Source organism: Rhizobium beringeri, assembly GCF_004306515.1.
Lineage (GTDB): Bacteria > Pseudomonadota > Alphaproteobacteria > Rhizobiales > Rhizobiaceae > Rhizobium > Rhizobium beringeri.
In genome coordinates this window covers 236,728-262,376 of record NZ_SILG01000004.1, presented here as the reverse complement: position 1 = coordinate 262,376, position 25,649 = coordinate 236,728, and the positions used below count along the sequence as shown (strand labels likewise).

The window sequence follows — 25,649 nt, the reverse complement described above, 5'->3', positions numbered from 1 at the left end:
GTCTTCCTATGCTGAAATTTCGACGCGCCTGCCCGTCTTGGCGCTTTCGATTGCGCCGAAGACCATGGCAAGGCTTCTGATATTGTCGGAATTGACCGTCTCGGGCCGTTTGCCGGTGCCGATCGCCGCGATGAAGTCGGCGATGACGCTGGCGTGGCCATGGGTTTCCTCGTCATGTTCCGGACCGGGAACGTTTACGGCAGCGGAACCATGCAAAAGGCCGGGCTCTTCGCCGGCAACAGTCGCCTTGAAACTCTCCTCGCCATCCCAGGTGAGCATCCCCTTCGAACCGACGAGACGCCACTGGCTTTCCCAGCTGGTGCGCTCGCCCTCGGCGCACCAGGAGCCGCGATAGGTGAAGACGATGTCGTCGGAAAATTCGAAGATGGCATTGGCCGAGGCGCCGTGCCGGTACCACGATCCCTTCGGATTGCGCTCGACGCAATAGACGGTAAGCGGCTTCCTGTCGGCGACGTAGCGCGCCGCATCGAAAGTGTGGATCGCCATGTCGAGAAGCAGGACGTTGTCCATCTCTTCGCGGAAGCCGCCGAAATGCGGCGCCAGGAAGAAGTCGCAATGGATGCCGGTGAGTTCGCCGATCGCGCCGCTTTCGACGAAGCGACGCAAGCGCCTGACGCCTGATATGAAGCGGCGGTTCTGGATGACGGCATGGATGCGGCCGGTCTCGGCGGCTAGGTCGACCAGAGCGGCGCCCTCGGCAAGCGAGGCCGCCATCGGCTTTTCGCTGAGCACATGGCAGCCGGCCTTGAGTGCGATGGAAACGACGTCGTAGCGTGCAGCCGGAATGACGATGTCGAAGACCAGGTCGGCCTTTGTGGCCGCGATGACTTCGGACAGGTCCGAACCGATGACGGCGCCATCAAGGCCGAACTCCGCAGCAAGCTTTTCGGCCGTCTCCCGGCTCAGGTCGACAAGGCCGACGATGGTGATGGAATCGGCCAGCAGAGGATTGGAAGCGATGGCTCGCAACCAACCTTTGGACATAGCTCCGCACCCGCACAGAATGGCACTGAATTTCACGATTTCCTCCAGGGGGAACGGTGTCAACTCTCCTCGTGACACGCACTCCGTAAACGTTTACGACTGTATGCGGAAACATTTTGCGGTGTCAATAGACGCCAAATGGGAAATTACGGACGGGAGGAAAATCGTCAGCGATGAAGGGGATTCACCAGCTTGCCGAACACTTGAATATCTCGATCGGCACGGTCTCCCGCGCGCTGAACGGCAAGCCCGATGTCAATGAGGAAACCCGCCGGCGGGTTCTGGCGGCGGCCGAGGAACTCGGCTACGTCGCCAACCAGTCTGGGCGGAGCCTTAGGCAGGGGGAAACGAAGGTTATCGGGTTGATGATCGAATCCAGCAAAGAGACGGTCGAGAACGCCGACAACTTCTTCCTCGGCGTCACCAGCGGCCTGCAGAGCGTCTTTGCGCGACACAAGCTCGACCTCCTCATGTTGCCCTGCCCGAGCGACGAGGACCCGCACGAATATCTGAAGCGGATGGTGGCGCGGCGCATCGTCGATGCGATGATCATCTCGGACACGCAGCGCGTCGACCGGCGCATCGACTTTCTATCGCGGGCGAAGATCCCCTTCGTCGCGCTCGGCCGCAGCCTTTCGGCCAGCAATTTCCCCTGGATCGATCTCGATTTCGAGGGCGTGGCCGACCATGCCGTCGAGCGGCTGATCTCGCTGGGCCACCGCCGGATCGCGATCACCGCGCCATCGAGCGAGGCCAACCTCGGCTATCTCTTTATCGACAGCTATCGCCGCGCGCTCGAGCGGCACGATATTCCCTTCGACCCCACGCTCGTCATTCGCGTCAAGTCGAGTGAACAGGGCGGCTATCAGGCGGCCCATGAGCTGCTGCTGCTCGAAGAGCGGCCGACGGCGGTGATCCTGATCTACGAGCTGATGGCGATCGGCCTTTACCGCCGCCTGATGGAATCCAGCGTCATGCCCGGCCGCGACCTTGCCGTGATCGGTTTTCGCGATGCCCCGCGCGCCAGGTTCCTGCAGCCCTCGCTGAGCTGCTTTCGCATCTCGCTCTACGATCTCGGTGTCGCGCTCGGCCGGATGCTTCTCGCCACCATGCCGGCTTATCGGGATTTCTATCCGGGAGGCGAGCGCAACATCATCTGGCCCCTCGAACTGATGCCGGGCGAAAGCGATGCATTCGATGTGGGGGCCATGGTCTAAGACCGGCAGGTTGGGTATATTCCCTCTTGATGTAGAGTGGATGGTTTCGATGAAAATGTCCTTCATGACAGGCGCAGCCTTCAACCGGAATCCGAGCAGGGCGAAGAAGGAGCGAGCGAGCGGCCGCTGGTGATCACTGATCGCGGCGAAGCGGCCTATGTCCTTGTCAGCTATGCTGAATTTCAGGTGAACTGGACGCCGAAGACGCTGTTTGAGGCATTGCCCGATCCCTCCGCTGATGAAAGGGAATTCGAACCCGCGCGGGTGGGCTTTGGCAACAGGACCGTCGAATTCTGACGGTTACGCCATCGTATTGCCGCGCGGGGTTGCCCGTAACGTCTTACGCACTGGCGCCGAAAAACCGGTTCTCCGGCCGCGGCAATCCGAGATGTTCGCGCAGCGTCGTGCCCTGATATTCGCTGCGGAACAGACCGCGGCGCTGCAGCTCGGGAACCAGTCGGTCGGTGACGTCGAGGAGACCCTGCGGCAGATAGGGGAAAACGATGTTGAAACCATCCGAGCCTTCCTCATCAAGCCAGCGTTCCATCTCGTCGGCGATGCTTGCCGGCGTGCCGACAAAGGCAAGGCCGGCATAACCGCCATAACGCTGTGCCAACTGACGCACCGTCAGATTTTCTTCCGCGGCAAGTTTCAGTACCTGCGCGCGGCCGGTCTTGCTGGCGTTGGTGTCGGGAATATCGGCCGGCAGCGGTGCGTCGGGATCGAAGCCGGAAGCGTCATGGCCGAGCGCGATCGAAAGCGAGGCGATGGCGCTGTCGTAATGCACGAGGCTGTCGAGCGTGGCGCGTTTGGCGCGGGCCTCCTCGATGCTGTCGCCGACGATGATGAAGGCGGCAGGCAGGATCTTCAGATGCTCGCGGCTGCGGCCGATGGCTTCCATGCGGCCCTTGATATCGGCATAAAGCGCCCTGCCCGCGGCAAGATCGCGCGGCGAACAGAAGACCATCTCGGCGGTCTCCGCGGCAAGCTGGCGGCCGGGATCCGACTGGCCGGCCTGCACGATGACGGGCCAACCCTGCGGCGGCCGGGCGATATTGAGGGGCCCGCGCACGCTCAGTTCCTCGCCCTTGTGGCCAAGCACATGCATCTTTGTTGGATCGAAGAACAGGCCGCTTTCCCGGTCGCGCATGAAGGCGTCGTCGGCGAAGCTATCCCAGAGCCCGGTTACCACATCGTAGAATTCCCGGGCGCGATGATACCGCTCGCCATGCTCCATATGTTCGTCGAGGCCGAAATTGAGCGCGGCGTCGGGGTTGGATGTCGTGACGATGTTCCAGCCGGCGCGGCCGCCGCTAATATGGTCGAGCGAGGCGAAACGCCGGGCGATGTGATAGGGCTCGTCGAAGGTAGTGGACGCCGTGGCGACGAGGCCGATGCGCTCAGTCACCGCTGCCAGCGCCGACAGCAGCGTGAAGGGTTCGAAGGAGGTCACGGTGTGGCTGCGCCTGAGCGCCTCGACCGGCATGTTGAGCACGGCAAGATGATCGGCCATGAAGAAGGCGTCGAATTTCGCCCGTTCCAGCGCCTGCGCGAAGGACTTCAGATGGGCGAAATTGAAATTGGCGTCGGGATAAGATCCGGGATAGCGCCAGGCGCCGGTATGCAGGCTGACGGGACGCATGAAGGCGCCGAGGCGCAACTGCCGTGAACGGGTCATGATGTTCCTCATGGATCGGGCAAGGCGGCCGCCCTGCCCCGTATTGGGCGTTCTTTCTGCAACCGGCGCGGTGACGCAGCTGACATCGATTACGTAGGAGGTCGCCGTCGTCAAATCGAGACCGGAAGCGCCAGTTCTGGGCAGGATTTTGTCGCTTCCCAGGCGACTTCGTCGCACGAGTGCCGGACCGCGACACTAATCGCGGCGGCCTAAGCCTGATAAGCAAACACTTTTCATTTTCCATCGCATCTATAGAATTTGTGCTCTTATCTCGACGCTTAATTTCTTTCACCGATAGGCTCGTCAGAATTGGAGACATCGATGAACACCGTGCTGAGGCAAGCAGATCAGATCCGGCCCGTGGCCAACCGTATCGGCAGCGATGATGAGGCGATTGCCACCGCCCGCAGACTGGCGGCGCAATTTGCCGCACGCGCAGCCGAGCGCGACGCCGACCGGATACTGCCGTTTAGCGAACTGGATCTTCTCGCCCAGTCCGGCCTTCTGGCGATCACCGTGCCGGCGCAATATGGCGGGCTTGACGTCTCCAACGCCGTGCTTGCCGAGATCACCGCGATCCTGTCTGAGGCGGACGGTTCGATCGGCCAGATCCCGCAGAACCATTTCTATATTCTCGAGGCGCTCAGAACCGACGGCGGCGAGGAACAGCAGCGTTATTTTTTCGGCCGGGTGCTGGCCGGCGATCGTTTCGGCAATGCGCTTTCCGAGCGCGGCACGAAGACGGTCGGCCACTACAATACGCGCATCACCCGCGACGGCCCGGGTTACCGGATCAATGGCCGCAAATTCTATTCGACCGGCGTCCTCTTCGCCGACTGGATCACCATCTTCGCGCTCGATGCGGAGGATCGGCTGACCATGGCCTTCGTGCCGAAGGGCACCGAAGGGGTCGAGATCGTCGACGACTGGGACGGCTTCGGCCAGCGCACCACCGGCAGCGGCACGACCATCCTCGACAATGTCTATGTCAGCCCCGATTCCGTGGTCTTCCATCACAAGGGCTTCGAGCGGCCGACGACGATCGGCTCGGTCGGTCAGATCATCCATGCCGGCGTCGATCTCGGTATCGCACGGGCGGCCTTTGCCGAAACGCTGGAGTTCGTCAGGACGAAATCGCGCCCCTGGATGGATAGCGGCCTTGAGCGTGCCTCCGACGATCCGCTGACGATCGCCAAAGTCGGCCAGATCGCCATCCGCCTGGAAGCTGCAACGGCTCTCGTGGAGCGCGCCGGGCACAAGGTCGATGCCGCGCAGGTCGAGACGACGGAGGAAAAGGTGATCGCGGCCACGCTGGCAGTCGCTGCGGCGAAGGTGCTGACGACCGAAGTGGCGCTCGAGGCCTCGAACACGCTTTTTGAGCTTGCCGGAACTTCGTCGGTGCAGGCTGGCCTCAACCTCGACCGCCACTGGCGCAATGCCCGCACCCATACGCTGCACGATCCCGTGCGTTGGAAATATCACGTCGTCGGCAACTACCATTTGAACGGCGTAACGCCGCCGAAGAACGGCGCGCTCTGAAATTTCCCGCTCTTCCAAACCAAAACCCCACCGCCGGTGCCGGCAGTGGGATTTTTGCTTTCGATGAAGGATGGCCGCCTCAGCTATAGAGGCTGACCTCCGGTATCTTGTCGTTCAGCACGAATTCACCGACTTCCTTCGCCTTGTAGAAGACGGGATCGTGCAGCGTATGGGTGCGGACATTGCGCCAGAACCGGTCGAAGCGGTATTTTTCGGCCGTCGAGCGCGCGCCGGTCAGCTCGAAGACGCGCGAGGTGATGTCGAGCGAGACGTGGGTGGCGTGGACCTTGGCGGCATAGGCTTCCGCCGCTGCCTCGCCGCGCTCACGCGCGGTGACGTCGCGGCCGCGGGCAAGGCCCGCCTGCACGGCGGATGCCGCGTTGTCGGCAAGAGCCACCGAGGCCTTCAGCGCGGCGGTGAATTCGCCGACGCGTTCGAGAATATAGGGATCATCCGCTGCCCGATCGACACCGGAGGTGATCCAGGGCCGGGTTGTAGTGCGGACGTAATCGACGGCCGCCTGCAATGCGCCTTCGGCGGTGCCGAGATAAAAGTTGACGAAGACCAGCTGGATAAACGGCGTGTTGAAGGTCGACAGCACCGGCGGCGCCACATCAGGGGCGGCCGGCGCGCCGACGAAATCCTCCTCGTAGACGGGGAAGTCGCGGAACTCGACGCTGCCGCTGTCGGACAGGCGCTGGCCGATATTGTCCCAGTCGTCATTGGCGACGTACCCTGGACGATTGGTCGGCACGGCGAAGCCGGCGATCTTGTCGTCGAGCGCCGCATTGGCATTGATATAGTCGGAGACCCGCGCCGCCGTGGAGAAGGACTTGCGCCCGTTCAGCACATAGCCGTTGCCGCGGCGGGTGAGCACCAGCCCGGGATCGCGCGGATTGACGGCTGCACCCCAATAGAGGTTCCTGGCGACAGTATCGCTGCCCAGCGCATGGGCGCGTGCGGCATCGAGAGCCCAATAGATGTACTGGCTGTTGACATAGTGGTAGCCGAGCAGTTGGCCGATCGAGCTTTCGCCACGAGCGAGGATGCGCACCAGCCTCAGCCCGTCGACCCAATCGAGGCCACCGCCGCCGATTTGCGTGGGATGCAGCGCGTTGAGCAGCCCGGCATTTTTCAACTTGATGATCTCGGCAAGCGGCGGGCGGCCTTCGCGGTCGAGGTCTGCGGCGCGTCGGGAAAGGTCGGCAGAGATCTCCTCGGCACGGGCAAAGAGGTCTTGTCGCGTCGGATTGCGGCTCACCGCGAAGACGACATTGGACTGGCTCATGAGCGAAACTCCAATTCTCCAAAAAGGGGATCCGGCGGGAGCCTCGGCTCCCGCCGGAAGGATCGAGGGTGACCTCCTCAGAAAAGCTTGTCCGGAATCCAGCTCGCGGTTGCCGCATCGCTCGTGCTGAAGGCCGGGATCTTTGCAGCCAGTTCCTCGATGGTCTTGACGCCGGCTGCGCGCAGGCTTTCCTGCGTCAGAAGCGTCGGCTCCACGGTGATTTGGTGAGGAACCGTCTGCCCGGCGATTTCGAGGGCGGCGGCGCGAATGGAGACGGCGCCGACGACGGCAGGATTCGTCGCGACGGTCGCAACCCAGGGGCTGCCTTCCTCGGTGATTTCCTGGATATCGGCCGTCGAAACGTCGGCAGAATAGATCTTGAGCTTGTTTGCTATGCCGAGGTCGTTGGCGGCAAGCTTCACGCCGCGGGCGAATTCGTCATAGGGGGCGAAGACGACTGAAATATCGGGATTGGCGGTCAGCACCGCCTTCGCCTGATCGGCGGTCGAAGTCGCCGTCGTGTCGCTGACATTGCCGAAGCGGGCCCTTTCGACCACGCCTTTATTGTCCGTCTTAAACTTGTCCCAGACCTCGTTGCGGCGGTCGAGCGGCGCAAAGCCCGCAACATAGACATAACCGGCGCTGAAGCTGTTGCCGTTGTCCTTCACCACCTGCTCAAGCGCCAATGATGCGAGTTCGTGATCGCTCTGCTCCACCTGCGGAATCTTGGGATTGTTGAGGTTGACGTCGAAGGCCACGACCTTGATGCCCTTGTCGAGCGCCTGCTGCACGACGTCGCCGAGCGATTCAGGCAGACCGTGGTCGATGACGATGCCCGAGACGCCGAGGTTGATCGCCTGGAGGATCTGCTCGCGCTGCTCGGCGGCGTCCTGCCGTCCAGGGAAGATGCGCAGGTCGATATCCAGCGCCTTGGCCTGGGCTTCAGCCCCCGCCTGATAGGCCTGGAAGAAATCGCCCGCCGAGATGTAGCTGATCAGCGCGACCTTGACGCCGCCCTTGTCGAAAGGGGCAGGAGCGCCGGACAGACCGTCGGCTTTTGCGCCTTGAATGAAAATGAACGGAATGACGGCGGCAGACAGTGCGAGCCGTGCGAGGGATTTCATCGTCGCGTTCCTTTTAGCAATCGGGAGCGTCGTCTGACAGGTTGGGAGCCCTCGCGACGCATCGGATTATTTAGATATAATCTCTATGTTTTTAGTAGAGTAAATGATCCGATTTTACGGGCTGCAGGAGATTCTTTGTTTCCCGAGGATAGTTTGTGAAGGAAAGGCGTGCCTGGAGTTTGACCGCCCGGACAGGGCACACTCCGGCTTCGAATGCAGTCCCGGACACTATCGATGCCGCTTCTTCACATTGAAAATATCACCCGCAGTTTCGGGTCGACGCGGGCGCTTGCCGGCGCTGATCTTTCGATGGAGCGCGGTGAGATCGTGGCGCTGATGGGTGCAAACGGCGCGGGCAAATCGACGCTGGTCAAGATTCTTTCCGGCGTGCTTCCGGCCGATGGCGGCACGGTCAGTCTCGATGGCCACCCCTTTGCGCCGCGCAGCCCGGCCGAAGCGGCAAAGGCTGGCGTCGTCACGGTGCATCAGTCGACGGATCTCGTCGGCGCGGCCGGCCTGAGTGTTGCCGATGCCCTGCTTCTCAACCGGTTCGCCGATCGCAGCACGCCCTTCTTCGTCTCGCGCGCCGGCATCCGCCGTGCCGCTCAGGCAATGCTCGATGCTGCCGGCTTTAGCCTGCCGTTGGACCGTGATTTCGGCGAACTCACCAGCGCCGACCGGCAACTGGTGGCGATCGCCCGGGCGCTTGCCAACCGCGCCGACCTCCTCATCCTCGACGAGCCGACGGCGAGCCTTTCCGGAGAGGAAAGCCGCCGCCTCTTCGATATTCTGCTTAGGCTTCGCAAGCGCGGCCTGGCGATCCTCTATATCTCGCACCGCACCGCCGATCTCGAAGCCATCGCCGACCGCGCGCTCGTCATGCGCGGCGGCCGCGTCGTCGGCACCTTCTCGCGGCCGATCGATTTTTCGAGCGCCATCGAGACGATGATCGGCCGCAGACTGCAGGCGGCTCGTCCGGATGCGCGGCCTGCGACCGGTCCGGCGATTTTCGAGATGCGCGATATCAGCCTGATCTCTGAAGCCGCTTCCTTCGATCTGTCATTGCATGAGGGCGAGGTGGTGGCGGTGACCGGTGTGCTCGGCGCCGGCAAGAGCCGGCTGCTCCAGGCGATCTTCGGCGTGAGGGCGCTCGCCGGCGGCACGATGTTCCTCGGTGGCCGGCCCTATCGGCCGAAAGGGCCGGCCGAGGCGATCGTCGCAGGTGTGGTGATGGCGGCCGAAGACCGTCATCGTTCCTCGCTGATGCCACCGGCATGGCCCGGCCATTCGCTGTCTGCGACCATTAGCCTGCCGCATCTTGGCAAATGGTATCCGCACGGTTTCCTGGTCGGCGGCCGTGAACGACGCGAGGCCGAACAGGCAATCGCTCGTCTCGGGATCAAGGCCGCGGGTCCACTCGCCTCGATCTGGTCGCTGTCCGGCGGCAACCAGCAGAAGGCGGTGATCGCCCGCTGGGAGGCGGAACCGAGCCGGCTGCTGCTGCTCGACGAACCCTTCCAGGGCGTCGACGTCGGCGCCCGTCACGACATCATCCGGGCAATCCGCGCCCGCAGCGACCGGGCGACGCTGATTGCGACCTCCGACCCGGAGGAGGCCTATGAGGTGGCCGACCGCATCCTCGTCATCGACCGCCACGTGTTGAGGCCCGCGGCAGACGGGGCCGCTCTTGCCTCCGCCATCCAGGGAATATCCGCATGACGACGATCGACGACGACACTCTTCCACAGGCAAGCGCCCGGCCGAAGGCATCGCCGCAAGCCGATAAAGGCCATCTCGCCGCTCTCGGGGCGTTCCTCCGGGCGGGCGCGGTGTTCATCCTACTGGCACTGCTCGTCGTCGGCTTCACCATCGCCCAACCCGCCTTCATCAACATCGCCAATCTGATGAGCATCCTGCAGGCGGTGTCCGTCGTCGCCATTCTCGGCGCTGGCGTCACCGTCACGCTTGCTGTCGGCGGTTTCGACCTGTCGATCGGCGCGGTCGCCGCATCGAGCGTGATGGCGGCGAGTTACGCGATGATCGTCTGGGGCCTTGATGCCGATGCGACGGTGCCGCTGGTGCTCGCCTTTGGCGCCCTGGTCGGTCTCGTCAACGCCTTCCTCATCGTCCGCCTGAAGGTGCCGGATCTCCTGGCGACGCTGGCGATGATGTTTTTGCTTTCCGGCCTGCAACTCATCCCGACCGCCGGCCGGTCGATTTCGGCCGGCCTCACTCTGCCCGACGGCTCGAAGGCGGCCGGCGCCTACGATCCGGCCTTTTTGCTGATCGGCCGCTACAGCATCCTCGGCACCCTGCCCGTTTCCGTGGTGCTGATGGCGGTGGTCGCCGTCGCACTCTTCATTCTCACTGAACGCACCCGCATCGGCCGATTGCTGTTTGCAACCGGCGGCAATGAGGTCGCCACCCGGCTTGCCGGCGCGTCCACGGTCCGACTGAAGACGCTCGCCTATGTCATTTCAGGTACGCTAGCCTCGCTCGGCGGCATCGTCATCGCCGCCCGCGTCGGGCGTGGCGATGTCTCCTCCGGCGGCTCGCTGCTGATGGATTCGGTCGCCGCCGCGCTGATCGGTTTTGCCGTCTTCAACCTGCGGCGTCCAAACGTGCTCGGCACCATTGCCGGCGCGGTCTTCGTCGGTGTGCTGCTGAACGGCCTCACCATGCTGAACGCTCCCTATTACACCCAGGATTTCGTCAAGGGCGCCGTGCTCGTCGGAGCCTTAGCGCTGACCTACGGCCTCGGCCGCAGCAATCCCTAATTCCAAGGAAGAAAGACATGACCCGCGAAATCAGGCTGAACGCCTTCGACATGAATTGCGTCGGACACCAGTCGCCGGGGCTCTGGCGCCATCCGCGTGACAAGTCCTGGACCTACAAGGATCTCGACTACTGGGTGCATCTGGCAAAGACGCTGGAGCGCGGCAAGTTCGACGGACTGTTCATCGCCGACGTGCTCGGCGTCTACGATGTGCTGAACGGCAATGTCGATGCTGCACTTCGCCATTCGGCGCAGGTGCCGGTCAATGATCCGCTGCAGCTCATCCCGACCATGTCCTATGAGACCGAGCATCTCGGATTCGGCCTGACGGCGTCGCTCTCCTTCGAGCATCCCTACACCTTCGCCCGCCGTATCTCGACGCTCGACCATCTGACTAAAGGCCGTGTCGGCTGGAATATCGTCACCTCCTACCTCAACAGCGGCGCGCTCAATATCGGCCAGCCGGCGCAGACAAAACATGATGACCGCTACGATCTTGCCGAGGAATATCTCGAGGTCTGCTACAAGCTCTGGGAGGGAAGCTGGGAGGACGGCGCGGTCGTCCGCGACCGGGAAACCGGCATCTTCACCCATCCGGAAAAAGTCCATCCGATCCGCCATTCCGGCAGGCATTTCAACGTGCCGGGCATCCACTTGAGCGAACCCTCGCCGCAGCGTACACCGGTGCTCTACCAGGCCGGCGCCTCCAGCCGCGGCAAGGATTTCGCCGGCGCCCATGCCGAATGCATCTTCGTCGCCTCCCCGTCGAAACCCGTGCTGAAGCGTTACGTCGCCAATGTTCGCGAGGCGGCCGAACGGGTCGGCCGTAACCCGCGCGAAATCCTCGCCTTCAATCTGCAGACCGTGATCCTCGGCGAAACGGATGCGGAGGCGCAGCGGAAGTTCAACGAATACCGCAAATACGCCTCCTTCGAAGGCGCGCTCACACTGATCTCCGGCTGGACCGGCATCGATTTCGGCCAGTTCGGGCCGGACGAAGTGCTACGGCACCGTCATACCAATGCGGTGCAATCGGCCGTCGAGACTTTCACCACCATCGATCCCAGCAAGGAATGGACGGTGCGCGAAATGGCCGACTGGGTCGGCGTCGGCGGTTTCGGCCCTGTTTTCGTCGGCTCGCCGCAGACGGTCGCCGATCTGATGCAGGAATGGATCGAGGACACCGATGTCGACGGCTTCAACCTCGCCTATGCCGTGACGCCCGAGAGCTTCGAGGATGCCGTCGATCTGCTGGTGCCGGAACTGCAAAAGCGCGGCGTCTACAAGACGGAATATGCCAAGGGCACGCTGCGCGAAAAGCTCGGGGGAGCGGGGCCGCGGCTCGTCGCGCCGCATCCGGGTGCCGCTTATCGCAATTTCTTCACCGAGCCCGCCCGTGTCGCGGCCAACGGCTGAGCGAATAATGGCTGGGTGACAAAAAATATCTCGCCCAGCCCGACCATTCGAATCTAACCTCTATGACAATTGGCATTTCGCCCTGAATATGGGCACCCGAATTTCACCGATCAGGAGGGGTCATGACCGTATCATCCATCTCGCGGCGCACGCTGATGAAGGGCACCGCCCTGCTCCTTGCCTCGACGGCGCTCGCCCGGCAGGCGCTCGCGCAAGCTGCTCCCGCCGGCGGCCGGCTGATCGTTGCGGCCGATTCCGAGCCGAAGAACCTCAATCCTGCCATCGTCGCCTCGAACGGCGTCTTTTTCGTCGCAAGCAAGGTGATCGAGCCGCTCGCCGAAGCGTCGTTCGACGGCAAGGATGGGCTTTCGCCGCGCCTCGCCACCTCCTGGGAAGGCTCAGCCGATGGCCTCTCCGTCACCTTCAAGCTCCGCGATGGCGTCACCTGGCACGACGGCAAGCCGTTTACCTCGGTCGATGTCGCCTTCTCGGCGCTCAACGTCTGGAAGACGCTGCAGAATCTCGGCCGCCTGGTCTTCGCCAATCTCGAAGCCGTCGATACACCTGACGATTACACCGCCATTTTCCGCTTCTCCAAGCCGACGCCGTTCCAGCTGATCCGCAACGCCCTGCCTGTCGTCACCAGCGTCGTCGCCAAGCACATTTTCGACGGTACCGATATCGCCACCAACCCGGCCAACAACACGCTGATCGGCACCGGCCCCTTCAAGTTCGCCGAGCACAAGCCCGGCGAATATTACCGGCTGACGCGCAATGAGAATTACTGGGACAAGGAGAAGCCGAAACTCGACGAGATCGTCTTCCGCGTGCTGCCCGATCGCGAGTCGGCGGGTGCAGCACTCGAAGCCGAGGAAATCCAGCTTGCCGCCTTCTCGGCGGTGCCGCTCGCCGATCTCGACCGCATCTCCAAGGTCGACGGCATCAAGGTGATCTCGAAGGGCTATGAGGATTTGACTTACCAGCTCGTCGTCGAGATCAATCACCGCCGCAAGGAGCTGGCCGACCTCAGGGTCCGCCAAGCAATCGCCCAGGCGATCGACAAGAAATTCGTGGTCGACACCATCTTCCTCGGTTACGCCGCCGCCTCGACCGGTCCGGTGCCGAAGAATGCGCCGGAGTTCTATACATCAGATGTCGCGGCCTACACGTTCGACCCTGCGGCCGCCAATGACATTCTCGACAAGGCGGGTTACAGCCAAGCGCCGGACGGCAACCGCTTCTCGCTGAAGCTCCGCCCCGCGCCCTATTTCAACGAGACCCGCCAGTTCGGCGATTACCTTCGCCAGGCGCTTGCGGTGATCGGTATCGATGCCGAGATCGTCAATGCCGATGCGGCCGCACATCAGAAGGCAGTCTATACCGACCACGACTTCGATCTCGCCGTCGGTCCGCCGGTCTTCCGCGGCGATCCGGCGATCTCCACCACCATTCTCGTCCAGTCCGGCACCGCTGATGGTGTGCCCTTCTCCAACCAGGGCGGCTACGTCAATCCGGAGCTCGACAAGATTATCAAGCAGGCCTCCGAGACGGTCGACACGGCGGCGCGCACCGATCTCTACCGCAAGTTCCAGCAACTCGTCGTCGCCGATCTGCCGCTGATCAACGTCGCGGAATGGGGCTTCATAACCGTTGCGCGCGATACCGTGCTCAACGTCGCGGACAATCCGCGCTGGGCCGTTTCGAACTGGGGCGATACCGCGCTGCAATCGTGATAGAATCGGCGGCAATTCTCTTTCAGAGGCCCTGTCCGGCGTGAGACGTGCAATCATCCTCCTGAGGCGCAGGGCGATCGGCAGCATTCCGGTGCTGCTGATCGTGGTGATCTTCACCTTTTTCCTGCTTGAATCCGCCTCGGGCGATGCCGTCGACGCCTATCTCGGCTCGATCGGCGGCGGCGATGCCGCACTTAGGCAGTCGCTGCGCGAGAGCTACGGTCTCGACCGGTCCATGCTCGCGCGTCTCTGGCTCTATCTTTCCTCGCTCGCACGCTTCGATCTCGGCTGGTCGGTCGCCTTCGGCCGGCCGGTCGGCACGCTCATCGCCGAACGCCTGCCCAATACGCTGCTCCTGATGGGTAGCGCGACGGCGCTTTCCTTCGGTCTCGGCTCGGCGCTCGGCATCCTTGCCGGGGCGCGGCCGGGAAGCTTTCGCGACCGATTGCTGTCGATCGGCTCGCTGATCGTCTATGCCATTCCGAGTTTCTGGCTCGGCCTGGTCCTGAGCATCGCTTTCTCGGTGAAGCTGCGCTGGTTTCCGATCGCCGGCATTGAGACGATCGCTTCCGGCAAGACGGGTTTTGCGCGCGCGCTCGACATATCAGATCATCTGGTTCTGCCGGTGAGCGCGCTCGCCCTGATCTATCTCGCCTTGTTCCTGCGGGTGATGCGCAGCGGCATGGCCGAGGCGTGGAAGCTCGATTTCGTACTCTTTGCCCGGGCCAAGGGGCTGTCGCGCAGCCGGATCGTGCTGCGTCACGTGGCGCGCAATGCGCTGCTACCGCTCGTCACCATGCTCGGACTGCAGTCGGCGGCCATGCTCGGCGGCAGCGTGGTGATCGAGAGCGTCTTTGCGATCCCGGGTTTTGGGCGGCTGGCGCAGGAGGCGGTCAACGGCCGCGACGCGCCGTTGCTGATGGGCATCGTCGTCACCAGCGCCGTCCTCGTCATCTCGGTCAATTTCCTCGTCGATCTCCTCTATGCCGCGTTCGACCCGCGCATCGGCGCTTCGGAGGGTGGCGTATGAGCTGGCTGCGGCGCCTGCTGCGCACGCCGGAAGGTGCGGCCGGACTTGCGATCCTTTTCGTCCTGCTTTTGGCCGGGCTGCTCGCTCCCGTCATTTCACCGGGCGATCCGCTGAAAATTGCCGGACGCGCACTGCTTACGCCATTCGCCGATCCAGCTTTTCCGCTCGGCACTGACCGTCTCGGCCGCGATGTCCTGGCGGGGCTGCTCTATGGCGCGAGAACCTCGCTTGCCGTCGGCCTGGCGGCGGCGTTTTCGGCCATGGTGCTGGGGCTTTGCGTCGGCCTGGCGGCCGGTTTTGCCGGCGGGCTCATTGACGAGGCGCTGATGCGGGTGGTCGACGCCTTCCAGATCGTACCGGCTTTCTTGCTCGCTCTTGCTTTCGTCAGCACCATCGGGGTGTCGACGCCCATTGTCGTCCTTGCCATCGCACTCGGCACTTGGGCCGATCCGGCGCGGCTGACGAGAGCGCAGGTGCTTGCGATCCGTGAGCAGGATTACGTCGCCTCGGCAAGGGTAATCGGCATGCATCCGGCCGAGATCGCCCTCCGGGAGATCCTGCCGAACGCGTTGCCGCCGGTGCTGGCGCTTTCTGCCACCATCGTCGCCGGCGCGATCCTGACCGAGGCGGCGCTGTCCTTTCTTGGCCTCGGCAATCCCAATATCGCCACCTGGGGTTCGATGATCGCCGAGGGCCGCAGCGTGCTGCGTTCGGCATCCTATCTCTCGGTCATACCGGGCGCGGCTCTCGCCGTGACCGTGCTTGGCGTCCATCTCTTCAGCGAGGGTCTCGGCAAGGCGCTTGGCGATGATGGCGTGAGGGCGGCATGAGCGGCATTTTCTGCAGCCTGCGACAGCTTTCAGTCACCTATGGGCGCGACAGGAACGGCGCGGCTGCACTCGATGGCGTCGATCTCGATATCGTTGCCGGCGAAAGGCTGGCGATCATCGGCGAAAGCGGCTCCGGCAAGAGTACGCTCGCCCGCGCGCTTGCCGGCCTGCTGCCGGAGGGAGCGAAGGTCGGCGGCGAGATGTTCTGGCCCGGGCTTGGCCATCCGCCCAGCGCGGGACGCGACTTTGGCTTCGTCTTCCAGGACCCGGGCTCCAGCCTCAATCCCGTCCTGACGATCGGCGAGCAGATCGCTGAAGGCGCCAGGCGCCATCTCGGCCTCAGTTGGAAACAGGCCTATGTCAGGGCTGAGGAATTGCTCGGGCGGGTGCAGATACCGCAGCCTGAAAGGGCGATGCGGGCCTTTCCGCATCAGCTTTCCGGTGGCCAGCGCCAGCGCGTGGCGATCGCGGCTGCCATCGCCGCGAAACCTGCGCTGCTGATTGCCGACGAGGCGACCAGCGCGCTCGACGTCGTCGTCCAGGCCGAGATCGTCCGCCTGCTCGACGGGCTCGTACGCGAAGACGGCATGACGCTGCTCTTCATCACCCATGACATCGCGCTTGCCTCCGGCTTTGTCGATCGCATCGCCGTTTTCCGCAAAGCGAGGCTGGTCGAGGCAGGCCCCGTCCGTTCAGTGCTGTCTGCGCCGAAAAGCGACTATACCGCCGCCCTCATCGCCAGCCATCGCGACCTCGCGACGCCACCGCTGATTGCGGAGGTGCTGCCATGAACGATGTGCTGCTTTCCGTCGAAAACCTGTCGAAAGGGTTTTCCTCTGCGGGTCGCCAGGTTGCCGCTCTCGATCATGTGTCGCTGACGATCGCGCCTGGGGAAACGCTCGGTCTCGTCGGCGCCTCCGGCAGCGGGAAATCGACGCTGTCGCGCATCCTGCTGCGGCTTCTCAGCGCCGATGCCGGCTCGATCCGCTTCGAGGGAGAGGATTGGCTCGCTCTGAACGGTGCGTCTTTGCGCCGCCGGCGGGCGCGCATGCAGATGGTGTTCCAGGATCCGCTCGCCGCCTTCAATCCGTTGGCGACCGTCAGCACGGTGCTCGACGATCCGCTTCGCATCCACGGCATCGCGGCGAAAGACCGGCGCGCCGGCGAGATCGTCATGCTTCTCGAACGTGTCGGCCTGCCTGCCGATTATGTCGAAAGGCCGGTCCGCGCGCTCTCCGGTGGCCAGCGGCAGCGTGTGGCGATCGCGAGGGCGATTGCGACACGGCCATCGCTGCTGGTGCTCGACGAGGCGGTCTCGGCGCTCGATGTGACCGTGCGTGGCCGGATCCTCGAACTGCTGGTCGATCTGCAGAAAGAACAGGGCATTGCCTGTCTGTTCATTTCGCACGATCTTGCCGTGGTTCGGGCCGTCTCCCACCGTATCGCCGTCATGGATGGCGGGCGGATCGTCGAGACCGGTCCGGCAGCGGCGGTCGTTGCCGCGCCGCAATCGGAGGCTGCCCGTGCGCTTGTTGCCGCCGTCCCTCGTCTCGTGACCGATCCCTGCTGAAGGAAGTATCCATGTCCGATCTTGGTTGGAATCCCCTGCATGGCGTGCCCTCTTATCCCGCGGAGCGCTACGCCGTCCTTGCCGACAGGATCGGCGGCATCTTGCGCAGCCGCAACGATATATTGCTGGTGCAGGCAGAGGCGGTGGTGGCGCTGGAGGCAGCGGCCGTCAGCCTTGCACGCCCCGGGCTCAGAGCAGTCAATATCGTCACCAGCTCCTACGGCGGCTGGTTCGGGCAATGGCTGCGGCGAGGTGGCGCGGCGGTTGAAGATATCGTCGCCGAACCGGGAATGCCGATCGAGATCGTAGCAGTCGCCAAAGCGCTCCAGAAGGGTCCGAAGATCGATGTGCTCGCTCTGGTGCACGCGGAATCCGCAAGCGGCATTCTCAATCCCCTGCCCGAGATACTGGCGCTTGCCCGGGCCCGCGGCATCGTCACCGTCGTCGACGCGGTCGCCTCGGTCGGTGGCCACGGGCTCAATGTCGACGATCTCGGCATCGACATCGCCGTGATCGGTCCGCAGAAGGCGCTCGGCGGGCCGGCCGGCGTGTCCGCGCTTTCGGTCAGCCGTAGCGCCTGGGATCTCGTTCTCAGAGATGGTGCACCGCGCGATTCGATCCTGTCGTTGGCCGATCTGAAGAGCTGGGTCGACAGCGGCCGGCGCGGGCTACCGGGAACGCCGGCACCGCTGGAATTCTTCGCGCTGGAAACGGCGCTCGACCGCGTCGAGGCCGAAGGCCTGGAAAATGTCGTCGCCCGCCATGCGCTGGCGGCATCGGCGACACGGGCGGGACTTGCCGCGCTCGGCGCCCCGGCCTGGGTGCCGGCAGCAAAGGCTTCGAACCTGGTGACGGCGGTGCCGGTGCCGGAGGCGCTGGCGCCTGCTGCGCTGATCGCAGCCGCCGGGCGGTTGGGGGTCGAACTGACCGAAGGCGTCGGAACCGGGCCGGCCCGTCTCCTGCGGCTGAATCATACGGGTCCGCGCGCCGCATTCCAGACGGTGCTCTCGAATGTCGTGGCGTATGGCTCGGCCCTCAGGCAAGCCGGCCATCCCTCGGATATATCAGCCGCTTCCGAGGCGATAGCTGGAGCCTACCGCCGCTGAGAGGATGCTCTCGGAATCGGGAAAGCATGTCGGCGACCATAAGGCGGCCCCGGCTTAGGCCCGGCCTGACGAAAACTTTCCGGCACTCCCGATGAAAGCCGTATCCGGCCCTTGATAATCCCGGCTCGTCAAGGCAGGAGAGTGGTATCGCGGAGACTTGGTGCAGATGACGAAATTGCTGGATGCGCAGGGCCTGGAGATTTCGCATGAGGGGCATCGCACCCGCCTGAAATGGCACCGATTGCGCAAGCGGTTTGCCGATCCGTTGTTCTCAGCCGAAGTGATGGCGGAGGGATTTGCAGCAGGCGCCTCGATGGAGCTCGATCTGCGTGTACGCGCCGATGGCGGCTTCGTCGTGCTGCACGATGAGGACCTCGAGGGTGAAACGACCGGGCATGGGCTGATCACCGAAAAGAGCATCGGCGACCTCAGCGATATCAGGATGCAGGAGGGCAACCGGCCGCTGATCCTCAGCGAGGATCTTGCCGCCATGCTGCAATCGGCTCACCCGGCCGCACTGCTGCAATTCGACATGAAGGACGACTTTGAAGCGATCGGCGCCAGGGGCATTGAGCATCTTGCCGAGCATTTCCGCGATATCGCCGCCTCGGTGATCGTCAGCGGCGACAGTCTCGATCTCATTGTCGCGGTCAAGGAGAAGCTTCCGCATCTGCTGCGTGGAATCGACCCCACCAACAAGCTCTACGATATCAGCAAGGCTCGCGGCTGGAAGGCGGTCGAGGCGGAATTGCGCACCGACCTGCGAGGCCCGACGGAACCGGATACGATCTACCTCCAATGGTCACTGATCCTGGGCGCAGCCCGGGAAGGTCTCGACATGATCGCGCTCTGCCAGGATCAAGGCAAACGCGTCGATGCCTGGACCTTCACCCTGAAGGATCCGGAGGCCGGTTTCAGCGAGGAGGAATGGCTAGGCTTTTCGACGCTGATGGCCCTGAAGCCGGATCAGATCACCACCGACGAGGCACCGGCGACCGAACGCGCCTGGCGCAGCCGCATGGCGGATTAACCGGCGGACGTTGGAGCATGATGCCGAAAGGTATGAGAGGCTTTCGATACCCTGTTTCTGGGTTTGTCACCTGTTTTTTGCAGTTTGCATCATTTTAAACTTCTGATGCTATCCATAGCCAGCAGACAATGTTGGTGTCCGATATGCAAGTTGTTGATGCCGAAGCAAATACTCGACAAGCAAATTCCGGCTTACAGGAAGCGTGGCATCTTGGATGTACAGGCCGTTCGGTTGAGGCACTCACACTGGCCGGCGAAATTCTTGTTGATGCCAAGGCGCAGGGCGACGACCGGCTCGCCGCGCAATGCGACACCGATATCGCCTGGTACTGTTTTCAAATCGGCAAGGCCGAACTTGGACTGACACATGTTCGGCGGGCGATAGACTTCTGGAAATTGCACGGGGAGCGCAAACAGGAGGCCTCTGCCCGGGCGTATTTCGGATGGTTGCTCTTGGAACTGGGCTTGCCGGAGGAAGCAATCGAAGAAGCGACCCGCGCGTTGGATCTGGCCGACAAGGCAGCGGACCCGAAAGCACAAAGCCTGGCCACCAACGTCATAGGAATTATCTTCTGGTGCAACAAACAGCCCGACCGGGCCATCTTGATGAGCGAGAGGTCTGTCGAACTCGCCAGATTGATTGGCAATAAGAACTATGAATGCTGGTGGCTCATCAATCTCGGCGGCGCTCATTCGGAAGGCGGATATATCGCGCGGGCGCTCGGCCAGCCGGAGGAAGAACACCGGATGCTGGTCAGAGCGCTGGAACTGACCGAACAGGCGCTCGACATCGCAATCGAGATCGGCGACAGCTGGGCCGCTCGCCTCTGTCTCGGCAACCAAGCCGAGTTCTACAGCCACCTGGGCGAGCATGAGAAGGCGCTCCAGTGCATGGTCCGCTATCGGCTGTTTCAAGAGAACAGCTATGTCAGGGACAGGCAGCAATATCTCTACACTTTGGGCCAGATCTACAACAATTCCGGAAAATACACCGAAGCCCTGTCGCCGCTGCTCGAGGCGGTGGAGCTGATCGACGCCGGCGGCAGTTTCGATTCCTATGTGCAGATCTATCTTTATCTGTCGCAAACCTATGAGGGGCTGGGGCAGTTCGATCCGGCGCTGGAGGCACATAAGAAATACCACCAAGCCTATTTGCGCAATAGTGCCGAGAGTACGCAGCGACGCGCACGTCTCGCCGAAATCTACTATGAAACCAAACGGTTCAAGGAAGTTGCCGAAACGGAGTCAAAGCGCGCAGAAACGCTGGAGGCCTCCTATCAGAAATTGCAGGAGCAAACCGATATCCTTGCCAATGCCGTCTATCTGGACGCACTGACCGGGCTCTATAATCGCAAATATCTCGACAGCCGCTTTAAAACGCTGACATCCGAGAAGCGTCCATATTCCATCGCGATGCTGGATGTCGATCACTTCAAGTCGATCAACGACAACTTCTCTCATATGATCGGCGACCGCGTCCTGGGTGCCATTGGAACCATATTGCGCAGTCAGTTGCGCATTACCGATCAGGCAATTCGCTTTGGCGGCGAGGAATTCGTCGTCCTGTTTGCCGGCGCTCCCCGAGGCGCCGCAGATCTCTGCGAAAAGCTGCGTTCAGCCATTGAACAGTGGGACTGGTCTGAGATCTGCAACGGGCTGCACGTCACGATCAGCATAGGTGTCGCCGGTACCCTGTCTGCCAAGTCTCCGACCGAGATTTTGGCGATCGCCGATCAGAATCTCTATGCGGCGAAAAAGACCGGTCGCAATCGCGTTGTTGCGTAACGCTCGCAGTTTCGCCAATCGGGCGGATCGCGTCTCTGGAACGGCATATCTATAGCCCCTCGATGTCGAGGATGAACGCGAATTCGCCAGCAAGCCCCGGCGAGTAGGCGATGACCGGTCCGCCCTGCGCAAGCAGCCTGTCGACCGGCGGCATCGCCACCACAGCGCCGGCCTCTTCGGCGATCAGCGCGCCGGCGAGCATGTCCCAGGCATTGAGGTGGCGTTCGTAATAGAGATCGGCGGCACCCTCGGCGACACGAACGAGGTCGATCGCGGCCGCGCCCATGCGGCGATAATCCATGCCGCGTTCGTGGAGCCGCCGCGAGAGCGCGAGATGGTCGTCGAAGCTCGTCTTGCGGGAATGGCCGAGAATGACAAGCGCATTGGCCGGATCGGCGGTCGCCGCCGCATGGACCGGAATCCCGTCCTTGAAGGCGCCACCGCCGCGCACGGCGTGAAAGACCTTGTCTCCGGCCGCGTCGTAGACCACGCCGATCTCCACCTTGCCGCCGACGACGAAGGCGATCGAGACACCCCAATGCCGGAAGCCCCTGATGTAGTTGGTCGTGCCGTCGATCGGATCGACGACCCAGGTGCCGCCCTTACCCGATTGTCCGCCGCTCTCCTCTCCCATGAAACTATCATCCGGAAAGCGCGAAAGCAGACCGTCGTGGATCGCCTGTTCGGCCCTCCTGTCGGCGATGGTGACGAAATCCTGCAATCCCTTGTTCTCGACGGTGAGGGTGCCGGGGTCAGAATCGCGCCGAAACCGTGCCGTCTCTCGTCCGACCTCGAGGGCAACGGTGATCGCGACCTCCGCCCGTGCGCGGATGGTGGCGGCATCGAATGCGGAATTCATCACGCAGTCCTTCTTTTGATCAGTGTCACCGGCGTGAATTCGACACGCGCCGTCAGGTCCGGCTCAGCCATCCGGCTCATCAGCAGGTCGACCGTCTTTTCGGCCTGGACGTCGCAGGGTTGGCGGATGGTCGTGAGATCGTAGGCGGTCCAGCTCGCCTGAGGAATGTCGTCATGGCCGATGATACGCAGCGGCGGCGCATCATCGCGGCCGCGGCCCTGCATGACGCGGTCGATCACGCCGCAGGCCATGTGGTCATTGGCGCAGAACAGGCCGTCGATGCCGGATGCGGCAAGTTCAGCTGCCGCATCATAGCCACTCCGGTAATCATTGATCCTGATCTGCAGGAACTGCGCCTCGACGCCAAGCTGCTTGCAGCGTGCGATGAAGGCCTCGCTGCGCCGGCGCGCCGTATAGGATATGGCGGGCGCGGCCATTACAGCCGGCTTTCGCACGCCGCTGTCGATCAGGTGGGTGGCGGCGAGATGGCCGGCCATGCGGTCGTCGGAGATGATGCGGTCGACGAAGGGGATGTCGTTGCCCTTGTTGATCAGCACGATCGGCACGCCTTCGGCCGCGCATTGCTCGCAGATCTCGGTCGGCGGGGCGTCCGAGGTGACGATAACGCCCGACACGGCATAATGGAGCAACTGGCCGATGACGGTCGAGGTGTCGGCCTCTTGCGAAGTCGGCAGCAGGATGGGGCGGAAATTGCGGGCGATCAGCACTTTCGCCAGATGCTCGATCTGCAACGTGCGGAACGGATTGTCGAGGCCGGCGGCGACGACGCCGACGAGATCGGAGCGTTGGTTGGTCAGGCTTCGGGCAAGATAGTTGACCCGGTAGCCAAGTTCCTTGGCGGCCTGATAGACCTTCTCGCGCGTCTTCGGCGAGACGCTGGCATCCGGCGTGAAGGCGCGCGACACGGCGGCGCGCGAGACGCCGGCCACCCGCGCCACGTCGAAGGAGGTTACCTTGCGCGGTCCCTTATCCCTGTCTGCCAACTGCTTTTTCCTTAACCGCAGGCACCCGCATCAGATCGGGCAGATCCGTGCAGATGCCGAGAACCGGAAGCTTCATGATGTCATCGAGAACGGCCGGCCGCTCCTCGTGCCAGAGCACGATCTCGCGGCCCGCCTCGAAGGCGCGGCTCATCAGCGCGTCGGTCACCAGATCCTGCGGACGCTCGCCGGCCCTCTCCCAGCAGAGGTGCAGGATATCGGCGCCGGCCTCGTCGCCGAGTGCATGCGGATCGTGGCCGACACGGATCAGCACCGAGAGCGGAAAATCGCAGGCGGCATCGCTGAGTTCGCGCACCTGCGCGGTGTCGAAGGAGCCGAGGCAGGCGAAACGCTGTTCCATCTCGGCAAGATGCCGCCAGCAGCGCATTCCGGTCCCAGGCGCCTTGAGCTCGACATAGAGACCGGTCCCGGTCTCGCGGCCGAGTGCGGCGACCTGCGAAAAACTCGGCACGTCGACGCCGTCGAGTGCGCCAAGCTCCGCCGCCGTCATTTCGGAAATGCGGCGGTCGATGCCGAAGACACGCTCGAGATGGTCGTCATGCGAGACGACGACCACGCCGTCCTTGGTCAGTTGCGTGTCGAGCTCCCACATCTCAGCGCCGAGTTCGGCAGCGCGGCGGAAGGCGGCAAGGGTGTTCTCGCGTTCATGGCCGCTTGCGCCACGATGACCGATGCAAAAGGGAAGCCGGCCCTTACCTGACGGCCAGCCGTAACGCTGGAAAAATGCCGAGAAGTCGCGGGTCATCAGAGCCTCCTGCCATTTTCGTCGAAGACGAATATGCCGCGGCTGTCGATCGCCCACCGGACGTCGTCGCCGACGTGAATATCGCTGCGCACCGGCTGGATGGAGCGCAGCAGCGGTCCGCCGGCAAGAGCCACGTCGTAGAGATTCTCGCGGCCCTGCGTTTCGGCGAAGGTGATCTTGCCGGGCACGGTGATGTCGCCTGCCGGCGTAAAATGCTCCGGCCGGACGCCGAGCATCAGCTTCGTGCCGTCGGCGGCTGCGACGGTATCAGGCAGCGGCACGCGGATCTCGCTTTGCGGGATTGTGAAGGCGCCCTTGTCCACGACGCCGCGCAGGAAGGTGATCGGCGGATTACCAAGGAAGCCGGCAACGAAGGCGGTCTTTGGATCATTGTACATTTCAGCCGGCGTGGCGATCTGGACGATCTCGCCTTCCTTCATGATGGCGATGCGGTCGCACATGCTCATCGCCTCCACCTGGTCATGGGTGACGAGAATGGCGGTAATGCCGGTCTCGCGCTGCAGGCGGCGGATTTCCGAGCGCATTTCGAGGCGCAGCTTGGCGTCGAGATTGGCGAGCGGCTCGTCGAGCAGCAGCACATCTGGCTTGCGGATCAGCGCGCGCGCCAGCGCCACGCGCTGCTGCTGGCCGCCGGAAAGCTCGGCCGGCCTGCGGCCCATCAGATTGCCGATCTGCACGAGGGCGGCGATACGGTCGACCTCCTTGCGGATCTCTGCGGCGGGCATGCCCTTCACCTTCAGCGGAAAACCGATGTTCTCGGTAACCGTCATGTGCGGATAGAGCGCATAAGACTGGAAGACGACTCCGACATTGCGAGCCTGGCTCGGCAGGTCGGTGACGTCGCGGTCGCCGAAGAGGATGCGTCCGCCGCTCGGCCGGTGGATGCCGCAGACGGAAAAGAGCGTCGTCGATTTGCCGCAGCCGGAAGGGCCGAGCAGCGCCAGCATTTCGCCGCTGCCGACTTCGAGCCGCATGTTCTCGATGACCTTGGTGGAGCCGAAGCTCTTCGAAAAATTGTCGAGGAGGATGCGCATCAGCCTTTGCTCCCGCCGCCGTAGATGTTCATGAGATATTTGTTGAAGAGCGCGTAAACGATCAGCACGGGAACGAGGTAGAAGACGCCGACCGCTTTGAACATGTTGAAATCATAGTTGTTGTCGTCGGCGAGAAAGGCCGCGAGATAGACCGAAAGCACCTGCACCTGATTACCAGGTGCCAGCACCTGCGGCAGGATGAACTCGCCCCAGCCGGAGAGGAAAGAGAAGAGGCCGAGCGCCATGATCCCGGGCTTGACCTGCGGCAGCACGAGGCTGCGCCAGACCCGGAAGCGCGAGGCGCCGTCGACAACGCCGGCCATTTCGATTTCCCACGGCACGGTGTCGTAGAAGCCCTTCATCAGCCAGATGCCGAGCGGCAGGTCAATCGCCGCCTTCACCAGGATGACGCCGATCAGCGAATTGTAGAGGCCGATCATCTGCAGCACGATGAAGATGGCGATGATCAGCGTCACCGACGGGAAGGCATGCAGCACCATGACGCCGGCAAGGAAGAAGCCGCGCGCCGGCACGTTCAGCCGCGATAACACGTAGCCCGCCATCGATGAGACGATGAGCACGAGGCTGGTGGTGCAGGCCGAAAAGAGCAATGTATTCAGCGTCACCTGCCAGATGTTCGCCTTGCCCTCCGTCGTCTGCCAGAGGAATCGCCAGTGACTAAGCGTCAAGCCGGAGGGCAGCAACGCATCCGCCTGCTTGACGGTCACCGTGTCGAGGAAGAGATAGACATACATCAGGAGCAGCGGCAGGCTGACGATGGTCAGCGCCGATATGACAGGCCAGCTGCGGTAATTTGCCGAGGGCTGCGATCGTTCGGCCAT

General features: G+C 63.1%; 23 protein-coding genes. 14 read left to right on the top strand and 9 right to left on the bottom strand.

All coding sequences use genetic code 11. The features are described from left to right. Positions 1 to 6: 6 nt before the first annotated feature. A complete protein-coding gene (locus tag ELH03_RS30785; protein ID WP_130660042.1) occupies positions 7 to 1,041 on the bottom strand; it encodes a Gfo/Idh/MocA family protein in 1,035 nt (344 codons plus the stop codon). Positions 1,042 to 1,178: 137 nt separating this feature from the next. On the opposite strand from ELH03_RS30785, the gene ELH03_RS30780 reads away from it, so the two are divergent. Together ELH03_RS30780 and ELH03_RS30775 are read left to right on the top strand one after the other, a co-directional pair. Next, complete coding sequence (locus tag ELH03_RS30780) at positions 1,179 to 2,222, top strand: substrate-binding domain-containing protein (protein ID WP_128405607.1); 1,044 nt, start codon at positions 1,179 to 1,181, stop codon at positions 2,220 to 2,222. Between the two features lie 36 nt (positions 2,223 to 2,258). Beyond that, positions 2,259 to 2,519: a type II toxin-antitoxin system Phd/YefM family antitoxin gene (locus ELH03_RS30775; RefSeq protein WP_245504912.1), complete on the top strand. Its 261-nt coding sequence runs from the start codon at positions 2,259 to 2,261 to the stop codon at positions 2,517 to 2,519. Positions 2,520 to 2,562: 43 nt separating this feature from the next. Here ELH03_RS30775 and ELH03_RS30770 read toward each other — a convergent pair whose 3' ends face one another. After that, positions 2,563 to 3,900: an LLM class flavin-dependent oxidoreductase gene (locus ELH03_RS30770; RefSeq protein WP_128405608.1), complete on the bottom strand. Its 1,338-nt coding sequence runs from the start codon at positions 3,898 to 3,900 to the stop codon at positions 2,563 to 2,565. Positions 3,901 to 4,221: 321 nt separating this feature from the next. Here ELH03_RS30770 and ELH03_RS30765 point away from each other — a divergent pair, with 321 nt between their 5' ends. Further along, positions 4,222 to 5,439, top strand: coding sequence for an SfnB family sulfur acquisition oxidoreductase (locus tag ELH03_RS30765; protein WP_130767273.1), 1,218 nt, complete (start codon positions 4,222 to 4,224; stop codon positions 5,437 to 5,439). A 79-nt stretch (positions 5,440 to 5,518) separates the two neighbouring features. Here the strand turns inward: ELH03_RS30765 and ELH03_RS30760 are convergent, their stop codons facing one another. Both ELH03_RS30760 and ELH03_RS30755 read right to left on the bottom strand, forming a co-directional pair. After that, positions 5,519 to 6,727, bottom strand: coding sequence for an acyl-CoA dehydrogenase family protein (locus ELH03_RS30760; protein ID WP_130660043.1), 1,209 nt, complete (start codon positions 6,725 to 6,727; stop codon positions 5,519 to 5,521). A 77-nt stretch (positions 6,728 to 6,804) separates the two neighbouring features. Next, the gene (locus ELH03_RS30755; protein WP_130660044.1) at positions 6,805 to 7,851 is read right to left on the bottom strand and encodes a substrate-binding domain-containing protein; all 1,047 of its coding nucleotides are present in this window, start codon (positions 7,849 to 7,851) and stop codon (positions 6,805 to 6,807) included. A gap of 234 nt (positions 7,852 to 8,085) precedes the next feature. Between ELH03_RS30755 and ELH03_RS30750 the strand changes: the two genes are divergently transcribed. The 11 genes from ELH03_RS30750 to ELH03_RS30700 all read left to right on the top strand — a co-directional run bounded on the left by ELH03_RS30750 (position 8,086) and on the right by ELH03_RS30700 (position 21,126). Continuing rightward, complete coding sequence (locus tag ELH03_RS30750; RefSeq protein WP_128405441.1) at positions 8,086 to 9,570, top strand: sugar ABC transporter ATP-binding protein; 1,485 nt, start codon at positions 8,086 to 8,088, stop codon at positions 9,568 to 9,570. Further along, the gene (locus tag ELH03_RS30745; RefSeq protein ID WP_130767272.1) at positions 9,567 to 10,628 is read left to right on the top strand and encodes an ABC transporter permease; all 1,062 of its coding nucleotides are present in this window, start codon (positions 9,567 to 9,569) and stop codon (positions 10,626 to 10,628) included. Before ELH03_RS30750 ends, ELH03_RS30745 begins: the two co-directional genes overlap by 4 nt. A gap of 17 nt (positions 10,629 to 10,645) precedes the next feature. Continuing rightward, positions 10,646 to 12,043, top strand: a complete 1,398-nt coding sequence (locus tag ELH03_RS30740; protein ID WP_130767271.1) for an LLM class flavin-dependent oxidoreductase — start codon at positions 10,646 to 10,648, stop codon at positions 12,041 to 12,043. 122 nt (positions 12,044 to 12,165) lie between these two features. Further along, positions 12,166 to 13,776 carry an ABC transporter substrate-binding protein gene (locus ELH03_RS30735; RefSeq protein ID WP_130767270.1) on the top strand — a complete coding sequence of 537 codons (1,611 nt, stop codon included), beginning with the start codon at positions 12,166 to 12,168 and terminating at the stop codon, positions 13,774 to 13,776. A gap of 40 nt (positions 13,777 to 13,816) precedes the next feature. Beyond that, the gene (locus ELH03_RS30730; RefSeq protein WP_130767269.1) at positions 13,817 to 14,806 is read left to right on the top strand and encodes an ABC transporter permease; all 990 of its coding nucleotides are present in this window, start codon (positions 13,817 to 13,819) and stop codon (positions 14,804 to 14,806) included. Further along, positions 14,803 to 15,636 carry an ABC transporter permease gene (locus ELH03_RS30725; protein ID WP_130767268.1) on the top strand — a complete coding sequence of 278 codons (834 nt, stop codon included), beginning with the start codon at positions 14,803 to 14,805 and terminating at the stop codon, positions 15,634 to 15,636. Before ELH03_RS30730 ends, ELH03_RS30725 begins: the two co-directional genes overlap by 4 nt. After that, complete coding sequence (locus ELH03_RS30720) at positions 15,633 to 16,427, top strand: ABC transporter ATP-binding protein (RefSeq protein WP_130767267.1); 795 nt, start codon at positions 15,633 to 15,635, stop codon at positions 16,425 to 16,427. The genes ELH03_RS30725 and ELH03_RS30720 overlap by 4 nt, the downstream gene beginning before the upstream one ends. Beyond that, positions 16,424 to 17,206 (top strand): ABC transporter ATP-binding protein, encoded by a 783-nt coding sequence (locus ELH03_RS30715; protein ID WP_130767266.1) that lies wholly within the window; start codon positions 16,424 to 16,426, stop codon positions 17,204 to 17,206. The genes ELH03_RS30720 and ELH03_RS30715 overlap by 4 nt, the downstream gene beginning before the upstream one ends. Before the next feature lie 11 nt (positions 17,207 to 17,217). Next, positions 17,218 to 18,312, top strand: a complete 1,095-nt coding sequence (locus ELH03_RS30710) for an aminotransferase class V-fold PLP-dependent enzyme (RefSeq protein WP_130767265.1) — start codon at positions 17,218 to 17,220, stop codon at positions 18,310 to 18,312. Between the two features lie 166 nt (positions 18,313 to 18,478). Next, the gene (locus ELH03_RS30705) at positions 18,479 to 19,342 is read left to right on the top strand and encodes a glycerophosphodiester phosphodiesterase (protein ID WP_197730024.1); all 864 of its coding nucleotides are present in this window, start codon (positions 18,479 to 18,481) and stop codon (positions 19,340 to 19,342) included. Between the two features lie 128 nt (positions 19,343 to 19,470). Further along, positions 19,471 to 21,126: a GGDEF domain-containing protein gene (locus ELH03_RS30700; RefSeq protein ID WP_130806859.1), complete on the top strand. Its 1,656-nt coding sequence runs from the start codon at positions 19,471 to 19,473 to the stop codon at positions 21,124 to 21,126. A gap of 49 nt (positions 21,127 to 21,175) precedes the next feature. Here ELH03_RS30700 and ELH03_RS30695 read toward each other — a convergent pair whose 3' ends face one another. From ELH03_RS30695 to ELH03_RS30675, 5 genes are read right to left on the bottom strand one after another with little or no spacing between them, the layout of a single operon-like run. Then, on the bottom strand, positions 21,176 to 21,985 hold the full coding sequence (locus ELH03_RS30695) for an inositol monophosphatase family protein (RefSeq protein ID WP_128409615.1): 810 nt from the start codon (positions 21,983 to 21,985) through the stop codon (positions 21,176 to 21,178). Next, positions 21,985 to 22,989, bottom strand: a complete 1,005-nt coding sequence (locus ELH03_RS30690; RefSeq protein WP_130767262.1) for a LacI family DNA-binding transcriptional regulator — start codon at positions 22,987 to 22,989, stop codon at positions 21,985 to 21,987. Before ELH03_RS30690 ends, ELH03_RS30695 begins: the two co-directional genes overlap by 1 nt. Continuing rightward, on the bottom strand, positions 22,973 to 23,752 hold the full coding sequence (locus tag ELH03_RS30685) for a glycerophosphodiester phosphodiesterase (protein WP_130767261.1): 780 nt from the start codon (positions 23,750 to 23,752) through the stop codon (positions 22,973 to 22,975). Before ELH03_RS30685 ends, ELH03_RS30690 begins: the two co-directional genes overlap by 17 nt. Continuing rightward, the gene (locus ELH03_RS30680) at positions 23,752 to 24,807 is read right to left on the bottom strand and encodes an ABC transporter ATP-binding protein (protein WP_130767260.1); all 1,056 of its coding nucleotides are present in this window, start codon (positions 24,805 to 24,807) and stop codon (positions 23,752 to 23,754) included. Before ELH03_RS30680 ends, ELH03_RS30685 begins: the two co-directional genes overlap by 1 nt. Then, on the bottom strand, positions 24,807 to 25,649 hold the full coding sequence (locus tag ELH03_RS30675) for a carbohydrate ABC transporter permease (protein ID WP_018448958.1): 843 nt from the start codon (positions 25,647 to 25,649) through the stop codon (positions 24,807 to 24,809). Before ELH03_RS30675 ends, ELH03_RS30680 begins: the two co-directional genes overlap by 1 nt.

Coding starts and splice junctions, on each gene's coding strand:
- ELH03_RS30705 (WP_197730024.1), top strand. CDS start 18,479: ATGACGAAATTGCTGGATGCGCAGGGCCTGGAGATTTCGCATGAGGGG.
- ELH03_RS30710 (WP_130767265.1), top strand. CDS start 17,218: ATGTCCGATCTTGGTTGGAATCCCCTGCATGGCGTGCCCTCTTATCCC.
- ELH03_RS30770 (WP_128405608.1), bottom strand. CDS start 3,900: ATGACCCGTTCACGGCAGTTGCGCCTCGGCGCCTTCATGCGTCCCGTC.
- ELH03_RS30695 (WP_128409615.1), bottom strand. CDS start 21,985: ATGAATTCCGCATTCGATGCCGCCACCATCCGCGCACGGGCGGAGGTC.
- ELH03_RS30685 (WP_130767261.1), bottom strand. CDS start 23,752: ATGACCCGCGACTTCTCGGCATTTTTCCAGCGTTACGGCTGGCCGTCA.
- ELH03_RS30725 (WP_130767268.1), top strand. CDS start 14,803: ATGAGCTGGCTGCGGCGCCTGCTGCGCACGCCGGAAGGTGCGGCCGGA.
- ELH03_RS30720 (WP_130767267.1), top strand. CDS start 15,633: ATGAGCGGCATTTTCTGCAGCCTGCGACAGCTTTCAGTCACCTATGGG.
- ELH03_RS30745 (WP_130767272.1), top strand. CDS start 9,567: ATGACGACGATCGACGACGACACTCTTCCACAGGCAAGCGCCCGGCCG.
- ELH03_RS30675 (WP_018448958.1), bottom strand. CDS start 25,649: ATGGCCGAACGATCGCAGCCCTCGGCAAATTACCGCAGCTGGCCTGTC.
- ELH03_RS30715 (WP_130767266.1), top strand. CDS start 16,424: ATGAACGATGTGCTGCTTTCCGTCGAAAACCTGTCGAAAGGGTTTTCC.
- ELH03_RS30680 (WP_130767260.1), bottom strand. CDS start 24,807: ATGCGCATCCTCCTCGACAATTTTTCGAAGAGCTTCGGCTCCACCAAG.
- ELH03_RS30740 (WP_130767271.1), top strand. CDS start 10,646: ATGACCCGCGAAATCAGGCTGAACGCCTTCGACATGAATTGCGTCGGA.
- ELH03_RS30760 (WP_130660043.1), bottom strand. CDS start 6,727: ATGAGCCAGTCCAATGTCGTCTTCGCGGTGAGCCGCAATCCGACGCGA.
- ELH03_RS30755 (WP_130660044.1), bottom strand. CDS start 7,851: ATGAAATCCCTCGCACGGCTCGCACTGTCTGCCGCCGTCATTCCGTTC.
- ELH03_RS30700 (WP_130806859.1), top strand. CDS start 19,471: ATGTTGGTGTCCGATATGCAAGTTGTTGATGCCGAAGCAAATACTCGA.
- ELH03_RS30780 (WP_128405607.1), top strand. CDS start 1,179: ATGAAGGGGATTCACCAGCTTGCCGAACACTTGAATATCTCGATCGGC.
- ELH03_RS30735 (WP_130767270.1), top strand. CDS start 12,166: ATGACCGTATCATCCATCTCGCGGCGCACGCTGATGAAGGGCACCGCC.
- ELH03_RS30765 (WP_130767273.1), top strand. CDS start 4,222: ATGAACACCGTGCTGAGGCAAGCAGATCAGATCCGGCCCGTGGCCAAC.
- ELH03_RS30750 (WP_128405441.1), top strand. CDS start 8,086: ATGCCGCTTCTTCACATTGAAAATATCACCCGCAGTTTCGGGTCGACG.